Source organism: Embleya scabrispora DSM 41855, assembly GCF_000372745.1.
GTDB classification, from domain to species: domain Bacteria; phylum Actinomycetota; class Actinomycetes; order Streptomycetales; family Streptomycetaceae; genus Embleya; species Embleya scabrispora.
Genome location: NZ_KB889600.1, coordinates 1 through 8,730, shown reverse-complemented (window position 1 = coordinate 8,730; position 8,730 = coordinate 1). Strand labels below are relative to the sequence as shown.

Below are 8,730 nucleotides of genomic sequence, written 5' to 3'. Positions count from 1 at the left end.
GGTCGCTTTGCCGGATGCCGTGCGCCTCGGGCCGGCGGACGACGCGACCGCCGTCACCGCCGCCCAACTACGAGGCGTCGTCGAGCGGTTGATCCAGGCCCGGCAGTGGCAGGCCGGTGATCCGGNGATCTGGATCGTCATGGACTCCGGCTACGACGTCGCCCACCTCTCCCACGCCCTGGCGGACCTGCCCGTCGTCCGGTCGGACGCCTGCGCTCGGACCGGTCATGCTCCGCGACCCCGGCCCCGCCCGCTCCGGACCCAAGGGCGGCCGCGGTGGCCCTCACCCCGCCGGTACGGACGCGTCCGGGGCCGCGTCCGTGCCGGCGTACTCCAGGGCGCGGACGATCGCGTCCACGGCCTCGCGCTGATGAGGACGCAGTGGCGACACGGGCCGGCGCACGGAAGGTGGCGAGGTCCCGGGCGGGAAAAGCGGAAAGGAATGCTGCACGGTCTCTCTTGGTGTCGCCGCCTCCCCGGATGTGCCCCGCGCTCCGGCGCGCGCCCTACCGGCGCTCACGCACCGGCTCGCCGAGTCGATGGGGTGGCCGCGCCCGGTCAGTCGGTGAGTTCGAGGACGACGCGCAGTGCCGCGGACACGCGGGTCATCACGTCCGGGTCGGCGGTTCCCAGGAAGGTGCCGGAGCGGATGCGTTTGTCGGTGAGGGCGACGAGGTCGACGGCGACGGCGGCGCCCGTCACGGGTTCGCTGATGGGTACCGTGACGACGGTGTCGGGGGCGCCCCCGGTCTGGTCGATCATCATGCACACCAGCGTCCCGGGCAGGGCCCGGATGGCGGCGTCGGACTCGACGATCAGGACCGCCCTGACCTTCGTGGCCAGCGACACCTCCCAGATCTGGCCGCGTGCGAGGTTCACGCGATGTCCTCGCCGAACACGTCCGCGAGTTCCTCGACGTCCTCGCCGTGCCGGCCGCGCCACGCCTCGATCGCCTCGCCTGCCTCACGCAGGGCCTCGGCCCGCAGCGCACGCTCGACATAGGCGGACAGGTTCCCCGCCGACGCGGCCTTGGCGGTGGCCAGCAGGTCCGCGGGAATCGTCACCGTGACCCGTTCCTTGATCGTCATACCTCAAATCATACTCCAAGTATGATCCGAGGTCGTAGTCGTCACCCGGGACGAACGCCGCGAAAGCAGTCCGCCACAAAGCCGAGGAGATCCAGACCCCAGGAGACTCCCCGACAGATACCGAGCCACCCCCGCGGGGCCGCCCGTCTGCGCCGCGCGCAACCGGATTCGCCACTCCTCCGAACCACCCACGAGTTCGCCGACCAACGCGCGCTCCTCGAACCACAGGACCTTGTCGGTGCGGGTCACACCGCCGCGCGTGGCGACGGCCTTGGTGACGACGCCGTCGGTGCCCAGGGTGACCTCGAAGCCGCCGGCGTCGTCCTCCTTGATGGACGGATCGACGCCGGGCTTGGGCAGGGGGACGCCGTAGTCGTCGGTGAACATGATGATCTCGTCGTGCGGGAGTCCGGTGGCCCGCAGGATCGCAACCGTGACCCCCAACCTCGCCGCGGCGGCCGCTCTCCGGGAGCGCGAGAGGCATCCGACGGTCCCGCGCGTGTTCCTGCCCTGGGTGGAGCGCGAGCCGGATCCTCGCGTGGCCTGGGTGCTCACCGCGGGGCTGGTCGATGCCATGGATCCACGGGCCTGCGAAGCGCTTCCCGGGCTCACTCGCCATCTCGATGCCAAGGTCCGACGTGGGCGGTCGGCGGACTGGGTTCCGCGATCGAGACGGCAAGCCCCGAGGCGCTGGTCGCCGCGACGGAGGGCATCGGGGACCCGAACGCGGCGGTCCGCCGGGCGGCCTGCCGGGCCCTCGCCTCCGCCCCACCGGACACTGCGGACGTCTCGGACCTGCTCGCCGCCCGCCTCGTCGACCCGGACCAGGACGTACGAGTGGAGGCGGCAGCACGGCTCGCGCTACGCGACGACCCCCGCAGCGACGAGACCCTGCACGGCCTCGACCCCACCGACGAGGACTCTCCGTACCACTGGCTGCTCGACGACGTGTGCCGACACCGCGCCTCGCGCCGCTGAACACCGACACCCGACATGCCGGCTCCGGCAGATTCTCGAACCGGCTACAGGTGGCGCAACCGCGGACCGGACCGCGCCGCCCGGGGCCTGAGCGGGCGTATGAAGCGTCCGAACCGGGCAGACGCCGGAGTAGACGACATGATCGTGCGCAAGTCGAGGAGGCGCATGGTGTGACCGTTCCCCCACAGGATCTGGTCGGTCCGTTCACCGTCGTGCAGCAGCTCATCGCCGCGCACCTGGTCGGAGGCCGGATGGTCACGGGCGAGGAGATCGCCCTGCGCGTCGACCAGACCCTCACCCAGGACGCCACCGGCACCCTGGTCATGCAGGAGCTCGAAGCCCTGGGCCTGGACCGGGTTCGCACCGAGCTGAGCGTCCAATACGTCGACCACAACATCCTGCAGGCCGACGAGCGGAACGCCGAGGACCACGTCTTCCTGCGCTCCGCCGCCCGGCGATTCGGCCTCTGGTACTCCAAGCCCGGAAACGGCGTCTCCCACCCCACCCACATGCAGCGCTTCGGCATCCCGGGCAAGACGCTGATCGGCTCCGATTCGCACACGTGTGCGGCCGGCGCGCTCGGCATGCTCGCGATCGGCACCGGCGGCCTCGATGTCGCCCTGGCCATGGCCGGCGAGCCGCTGTACTTGCGCATGCCCGAGATCTGGGGCATCCGGCTGGACGGTGAACTCCCCGACTGGGTGAGCGCCAAGGACGTCATCCTCGAACTGCTGCGCCGCCACGGCGTCAAAGGCGGCGTCGGCCGCATCCTCGAATACCACGGTCCCGGACTCGCACAGCTGTCCGCGATGGACCGACATGTCATCGCCAACATGGGCGCCGAACTCGGCGCCACCACCAGCGTGTTCCCCGCGGACGACGCGGTCCTCGCGTTCCTGCGCGCCGAACACCGCGAGGACGACTACACCCCGCTCGCCGCCGACCCGGACTCCCGGTTCGACCTGACCGAGGACATCGACCTCGCTTCCCTCGAGCCGCTGGTCGCCAAGCCCACCTCGCCGGGAAACGTGGTGCCGGTACGGGAGGCCGCCGGGACCCCGGTCGCCCAGGTCGTCATCGGCTCCTCCGCGAACCCGGGCCTGCGCGACTTCGCGGTCGCCGCGGCCATGGTGAAGGGCCGCCAGACGTCCGGCGAGGTCAGCTTCGAGGTCAACCCGACGTCGCGGGAGATCCTCCAGGACCTGACCCGCATGGGTGCGACGTTCGACCTGATCGCGGCCGGCGCGCGCATCCACCAGGCCGGCTGCCTCGGCTGTATCGGCATGGGGCAGGCGCCCGCCGTCGGACAGAACTCCCTGCGGACCTTCCCGCGCAACTTCCCGGGCCGCTCCGGCACCGCCGACGACGCGGTCTGGCTGTGCTCGCCGGAGACCGCGGCGGCCTCCGCGCTCGTCGGCCACCTCACCGATCCGCGCGCCTGGGCGCTCCGCGAGGACGTCGACGCACCGCACCTCAACCTGCCCGAACAGGCGGCGGTCAACACCGGGATGCTCGAACCACCCCTGCCGCCCGACGAGTCCCGCGGCGTCGAGCTGGTCCGCGGCCCGAACATCTCGGCACTCCCCGAACTCGACCCGCTCCCCGGGGAATGGGACGGCCCGGTACTGCTGAAGGTCGGCGACGACGTGTCCACCGACGAGATCTCCCCGGCCGGCGCCAAGGCCCTGCCGTACCGCTCCAACCTGCCCAGGCTCGCCGACTTCACGCTCACCCGCATCGACCCCGACTACCCCGGGCGCGCGCGCCGGGCCGGACCGCACCTGATCGTCGCGGGCGACAACTACGGGCAGGGATCGTCCCGCGAACACGCCGCCATCACCCCGAGGCTGCTCGGACTGCGCGCGGTCATCGCGAAGTCGTACGCCCGCATCCACTGGCAGAACCTCGCCAACTTCGGCGTCCTGGCCCTGGAGTTCACCGACCCGGCGGACTACCACCGCATCGAACAGGGCGACCGGCTGCACCTGGCGGACCTGCACGCCGCGCTCGCCGGCGATGCGGAACCGCGGCTGGTCGTCCACAACGCCGACAAGGACGAGGACTACCAAGTCACCCACCGGCTCTCGGCGCGCCAGCGCGAGAACGTGCCGGCCGGCGGCGTCATCCCGGCACTGGCCGCCCGCCGCGACGGAGGCCCGACATGACCGAGGAGCAGGCCGGCAGCGTTCCCCGCGAGGTCTTCGTCGACTCCGGGCAGGAGCTGACCGAGGCCGTCGCCGAGCTGGGGACGGCCGAGGAGCGCATCGTCGTCAACCTCGGCCCCCAGCACCCGTCCACGCACGGCGTGCTGCGGCTGATCCTGGAACTCGACGCCGAGCGCGTCGTCGAGGCACGACTGGGCATCGGCTACCTGCACACCGGCATCGAGAAGAACTGCGAGTATCGCAACTGGACGCAGGCCGTCATGTTCCTGACGCGCGCCGACTACCTGATGCCGGTGTTCAACGAGGTCGTCTACTGCCTCGGCGTGGAACGGCTCCTGGGACTGACCGGCCCCGACGGGGACCAGGTCCCAGAACGTGCCCGCGTGCTCCGCGTCATGCTCATGGAACTCAACCGGATCTCCTCGCACCTGGTCGCCCTCGCCACCGGCGGCATGGAACTGGGCGCGCTCACCGTGATGACGTTCGGGTTCCGCGACCGCGAACTGGTGCTCGACGTGTTCGAGGCGATCACCGGCCTGCGGATGAACCACGGGTACGTCCGACCGGGCGGCCTGGCCCAGGACCTACCGCCCGGCGCTGAAGCGAGCGTGCGCGAACTGCTGGACGTGTTGCCCGGGCGGATCCACGAGTACGAGCAACTGCTCGACGACAACACGATCTTCCGGTCGCGGACCGTCGGGATCGGCTACCTGGACCTGACCGGCTGCATGGCGCTGGGTGTCACGGGTCCGATCCTGCGGGCCACCGGGCTCCCGCACGATCTGCGCAAGACCCAGCCGTACAGCGGGTACCAGCACTACGAGTTCGACGTGCCGACGCTGGACGGCTGCGACGCGTACGACCGCTACCGGCTCCGGATCGCCGAGATGAAGCAGTCGCTCCGCATCGTCGAGCAGTGCCTGGACCGCCTCGAGCCAGGGCCGGTGATGGTCGAGGACAAGAAGATCGCCTGGCCCGCCCAGCTCGCCCTGGGGCCGGACGGACTCGGCAATTCGGCCGAGTACATCCGTACGATCATGGGCACCTCGATGGAGTCCCTGATCCACCACTTCCGGCTGGTCACCGAGGGCTTCCCGGTCCCGCCCGGCCAGTCGTACACGGCCGTGGAATCCCCGCGCGGCGAACTGGGCTGCCACCTGGTCTCCGTCGGCGGACCGCGACCGTACCGCGTACACCTGCGCGACCCGTCGTTCACCAACCTCCAAGCCGTCGCCGCGATGATCGAAGGCGGCCTGATCGCAGACGTCGTGGCGGCCCTGGCCAGCACCGACCCCGTCCTCGGCGGCGTCGACCGCTGAATCGACGGGATGGCACGTCTCGGAGTCTTTTGCCTGTGCCGCTCGGATACTCATCGTCGCTGGTCACGGAGGGCCCTTCCGGCCGGTTCGGCTGGGATCATGACTGGGTGATCTTGTCGGTGGTGTACGCAGTGGTACGGCGGCTGCTGGAAGTGCCAGGGGTGTTGCTGCGCCGGGACACGTCCAAGGACGCGGAGTTGCTGGTGTTGCGGCACGAGAACGCGGTGCTGCGCCGTCAGGTCGCGCGGGTGCGGTATGAGCCTGCGGACCGGTTGTGGCCGGCGGCCTTGTCGTGCCTGATACCCCGGTGCCGCTGGGTGCGGGTCTTCGCGGTTTCCCCGGCCACGATCCTGGCCTGGCATCGGTCCCTGGTCGCGCGCAAGTGGGACTACGGCACGCGGTCCCGCCGCCCGGGGCGGCCGTCGACCCGCGCGGAGGTCAAGCACCTGGCGCTGCGGCCGGCCCGGGAGAACAGTCGTTGGGGACATCGCCGCATTCAGGGGGAGTTGGCCCGGCTGGGCTACCCGATCGCCGCCTCAACGGTCTGGGAGATCTTGAACGCGGCGGGCATCGAACCCGCGCCGCGGCGCTCCGGCCCGACCCGGCGCCGGTTCCTCCATGCCCAGGCCATCGAGGTGATCGCTTGTGATTTCCTCCACGTGGACTGTGTGATGACTTTGAAACGCATATACATCCTGGTGTTCATCGAGCACGGGACCCGGCGCCTGCATATCGCCGGAGCGAGCGCCCACCCCACCGCGGAATGGGTGACGCAACAGGCCGGGAACCTCTCTGTCGACCTGGACAGCCGGATGGAGGAGACGCGGTTCCTTATCCGGGACCGGGACACGAAGTTCACCCGTTCCTTCGATGCGGTCTTCGAAGCTGAGGACGTCGAGATCCTCAAGTCCCCACCACGAGCTCCCAGAGCGAACGCCGTATGCGAACGGATCATCGGAACTCTCCGCCGGGAACTGTTCGATCATGTCCTGGTCTACAAGGAGACCCACGCCCTGGCGCTGCTACGCGATTACACGGAGCACTACAACGAACACCGACCCCACCAGTCCCGACAGCAGTTACCACCCGGCCGATCGACACAACCCGCCACGGCGACCACCGCGGCCTCCCACCGAATCCGGCGACGCTCCGTCCTGGGCGGCCTCATCAATGAGTACCACCAGGCTGCCTGACACACCGTGACACCCCACCGGACCAGCACCTGACCAGCCATGATGAGTTTTCGAGCGGCACACGCTCCGCGATCCAGGTGCGGGTGTCGGCGAAGGCGCAGGCGAACGCGGCGGTGACGTCGGCCGGCGCTGTGAACGGGCTGGTCCTGGACGGCCGGTGCAGCACCGCGGTGGCGCGGGCGCGTCGCTCGCTCGCCGGGGCGGGCCAGGCGGTCCACATGGCCGCAGCCTGGATCCAGCGTCCGGGCCGGTCGTACTCCAGGGTGGTGCGCGGCGGCCGGGTGACGCGGGCGGTGTAGAGGAGTACGCCGTCCTCGGCGACGGCGTCGGCGAGTGCCGAGATGGTGGCGGGGACCATCGGGGCAGGGAGGAGGGACAGCGGTCCGTCGGTGACGACGATGTCGAACGGGTCCGGCCAGGCGGGGAGGTCGGGTGCCGCAGCGCGGCTGGTCGTCAGGTCCAGGCCGGTGCGGGCGGCATAGGTGTCCGCGAGGTGCAGCGGGGTTGGGCACCGGTCGATCAGGTGGATCTGGAGGCGGTCGCCGCCGAGGAGGTCGGCCAGGGTGGCGGGCATGGCCTCGTCGGAAGCTCCGCAGATCAGGACGTGCAGCCGGGGCCGGCGGATGTGGCCGGTGCGTTCGAGGGCGCTGCGGTAGAAGCCGGCGTGCCGGCCCGGGTGGCCTTTGAGCCCGGTGCGGCGGAAGGCGCGCCAGGTCGCGTGGTAGGGGAAGCAATGCGCGTCGCAGTGGGCGCGGGTGGCGCGCAGTGCCCCGGCTGCGGTGAGCGCGGCCGGGGCCGGTGTGGCGGCGGTCAGGCGGAGGTCCGGCGGGCGACCAGGCGCCACAGGCGGGCGAGGTGTCGGTACGGGTCGCTGGCGCCGGCTTTCCATTCGGCTTCCAGGACCAGGTCCCAGTCGGGGCCGACCGGGGCGTCGCCGAGGTGGTCGGAGAATACGCCCTCACCCCGGCCCCCGCCGGGCACGAGGCGGCGTACCGGGCACACGCACACGAAGGGGACACCATGGCCGAGCAGTTGAGCGTCGACGAGGTCGTGCGGCACCTCACGACCAGCGACGGGGACAACTTCACCGCCGACGACCAGTACGTCGCGGCCGACACCGAACGCCGCGCGCAGATCCGGGCAGCCGTCGCGAAGGTCGTCACCGACCTGCTCGTCGACGGGGCCGACGGCGACCTCGGCAACGGGGCGATCGCGGCCGAGAACATCTGCAACACCATGTGGCACCTCGCCGGCGTGGCCGACCAGGAGGACGAACTCGCCTGCACGCAGGGCGCCGACGCCTGAACCTCCCCGCCCCGTCACCGCCGATTCCGCACCTCGTGCCGGGCGCGATCCGAGGCAGCGAGGGCATGCGCGGGAACGTCGTCGCCCCGGCACCCGGGCACACCCGGCGGCGGTCCGGGTCGCCCGAACGGAGGCACCCGCCGGCGCGAGCGTCACCAAGTCGTCCCCGATTCCCCGGTGGCCCCCGCCGCGCGTGCACGCGCACGCCAGGCGGTCCCGTCGCTCACGAGGGCGGCCCTGCCCCTGCGCACAACGACCGACGGTGGCGGCCGTGGGCGAGCACCGGCGCGGGCAGCCATCGGTGGGAACGGATCGATCAACTCCCGTTCCTCATAGGTCGGTTCACGTTGCGGCAGGGTGGTGGTCCATGCGTTCGTCGGCGACGATGATCGCAACTCCGTACAGGCGCCGAGGGCTTGCCATTCCCCGCCTTTCTCGGCTGTCATAGGAGGGACGGTCCCGCCCCGAGGAGTGTCATGAGCATCTACGAGTCCATCGGCGGTGAGCCGGTCCTGGTGGAGGTGCTGGACGGGCTCTACCGGCGCATCGCGCTCGATGCGGACCTCGCCCCGTTCTTCGCGAACCGCGACCTCGACCGGATCAAGGCGCGTCAGGCCGAGTTCCTGGGTCACGCTCTGGGCGGGCCGGTGGAGTACCGGGGCCGCCCGTTGTACAGGCAGCC

At 71.0% G+C, this 8,730-nt stretch carries 11 protein-coding genes; 6 read left to right on the top strand and 5 right to left on the bottom strand.

Features of this window, described 5'->3' with window-relative positions; all coding sequences use genetic code 11:
* Positions 1 to 558: 558 nt before the first annotated feature.
* From A3IC_RS64560 to A3IC_RS68520, 3 genes are read right to left on the bottom strand one after another with little or no spacing between them, the layout of a single operon-like run.
* A complete protein-coding gene (locus A3IC_RS64560) occupies positions 559 to 879 on the bottom strand; it encodes a type II toxin-antitoxin system PemK/MazF family toxin (protein WP_020550063.1) in 321 nt (106 codons plus the stop codon).
* Positions 876 to 1,088, bottom strand: a complete 213-nt coding sequence (locus tag A3IC_RS0110765) for a type II toxin-antitoxin system CcdA family antitoxin (protein WP_020550062.1) — start codon at positions 1,086 to 1,088, stop codon at positions 876 to 878. Before A3IC_RS0110765 ends, A3IC_RS64560 begins: the two co-directional genes overlap by 4 nt.
* A 3-nt stretch (positions 1,089 to 1,091) precedes the next feature.
* The gene (locus A3IC_RS68520) at positions 1,092 to 1,664 is read right to left on the bottom strand and encodes a hypothetical protein (RefSeq protein WP_245599205.1); all 573 of its coding nucleotides are present in this window, start codon (positions 1,662 to 1,664) and stop codon (positions 1,092 to 1,094) included.
* On the opposite strand from A3IC_RS68520, the gene A3IC_RS72450 reads away from it, so the two are divergent.
* From A3IC_RS72450 to A3IC_RS0110740, 4 genes are all read left to right on the top strand, one after another.
* A complete protein-coding gene (locus A3IC_RS72450) occupies positions 1,599 to 2,066 on the top strand; it encodes a HEAT repeat domain-containing protein (RefSeq protein ID WP_281174472.1) in 468 nt (155 codons plus the stop codon). The genes A3IC_RS68520 and A3IC_RS72450 overlap by 66 nt on opposite strands.
* A 170-nt stretch (positions 2,067 to 2,236) precedes the next feature.
* Entirely contained in the window at positions 2,237 to 4,231 is a 1,995-nt protein-coding gene (locus tag A3IC_RS0110750; RefSeq protein ID WP_020550059.1) for an aconitate hydratase, read from the top strand.
* The gene (locus A3IC_RS0110745) at positions 4,228 to 5,550 is read left to right on the top strand and encodes an NADH-quinone oxidoreductase subunit D (RefSeq protein ID WP_020550058.1); all 1,323 of its coding nucleotides are present in this window, start codon (positions 4,228 to 4,230) and stop codon (positions 5,548 to 5,550) included. The genes A3IC_RS0110750 and A3IC_RS0110745 overlap by 4 nt, the downstream gene beginning before the upstream one ends.
* Positions 5,551 to 5,657: 107 nt before the next feature.
* The gene (locus A3IC_RS0110740; RefSeq protein WP_026218115.1) at positions 5,658 to 6,743 is read left to right on the top strand and encodes an integrase core domain-containing protein; all 1,086 of its coding nucleotides are present in this window, start codon (positions 5,658 to 5,660) and stop codon (positions 6,741 to 6,743) included.
* On the opposite strand, the gene A3IC_RS0110735 is transcribed toward A3IC_RS0110740, so the two are convergent.
* Both A3IC_RS0110735 and A3IC_RS68510 read right to left on the bottom strand, forming a co-directional pair.
* Complete coding sequence (locus A3IC_RS0110735) at positions 6,718 to 7,587, bottom strand: class I SAM-dependent methyltransferase (protein WP_020550056.1); 870 nt, start codon at positions 7,585 to 7,587, stop codon at positions 6,718 to 6,720. The two genes, A3IC_RS0110740 and A3IC_RS0110735, sit on opposite strands and share 26 nt — an antisense overlap.
* Positions 7,554 to 7,751 carry a hypothetical protein gene (locus A3IC_RS68510; protein WP_026218114.1) on the bottom strand — a complete coding sequence of 66 codons (198 nt, stop codon included), beginning with the start codon at positions 7,749 to 7,751 and terminating at the stop codon, positions 7,554 to 7,556. The genes A3IC_RS0110735 and A3IC_RS68510 overlap by 34 nt, the downstream gene beginning before the upstream one ends.
* Before the next feature lie 12 nt (positions 7,752 to 7,763).
* On the opposite strand from A3IC_RS68510, the gene A3IC_RS0110725 reads away from it, so the two are divergent.
* Both A3IC_RS0110725 and A3IC_RS0110720 read left to right on the top strand, forming a co-directional pair.
* Positions 7,764 to 8,048 (top strand): hypothetical protein, encoded by a 285-nt coding sequence (locus A3IC_RS0110725; RefSeq protein ID WP_026218113.1) that lies wholly within the window; start codon positions 7,764 to 7,766, stop codon positions 8,046 to 8,048.
* 476 nt (positions 8,049 to 8,524) lie between these two features.
* On the top strand, positions 8,525 to 8,730 hold a 206-nt coding region (locus tag A3IC_RS0110720; protein WP_020550053.1), incomplete at its 3' end, for a globin domain-containing protein.

Bases quoted from the DNA above. Each gene is read 5' to 3' on its own strand.
- A3IC_RS0110765 (WP_020550062.1), bottom strand. From the start codon at position 1,088: ATGACGATCAAGGAACGGGTCACGGTGACGATTCCCGCGGACCTGCTG.
- A3IC_RS68520 (WP_245599205.1), bottom strand. From the start codon at position 1,664: ATGGCATCGACCAGCCCCGCGGTGAGCACCCAGGCCACGCGAGGATCC.
- A3IC_RS0110745 (WP_020550058.1), top strand. From the start codon at position 4,228: ATGACCGAGGAGCAGGCCGGCAGCGTTCCCCGCGAGGTCTTCGTCGAC.
- A3IC_RS0110725 (WP_026218113.1), top strand. From the start codon at position 7,764: ATGGCCGAGCAGTTGAGCGTCGACGAGGTCGTGCGGCACCTCACGACC.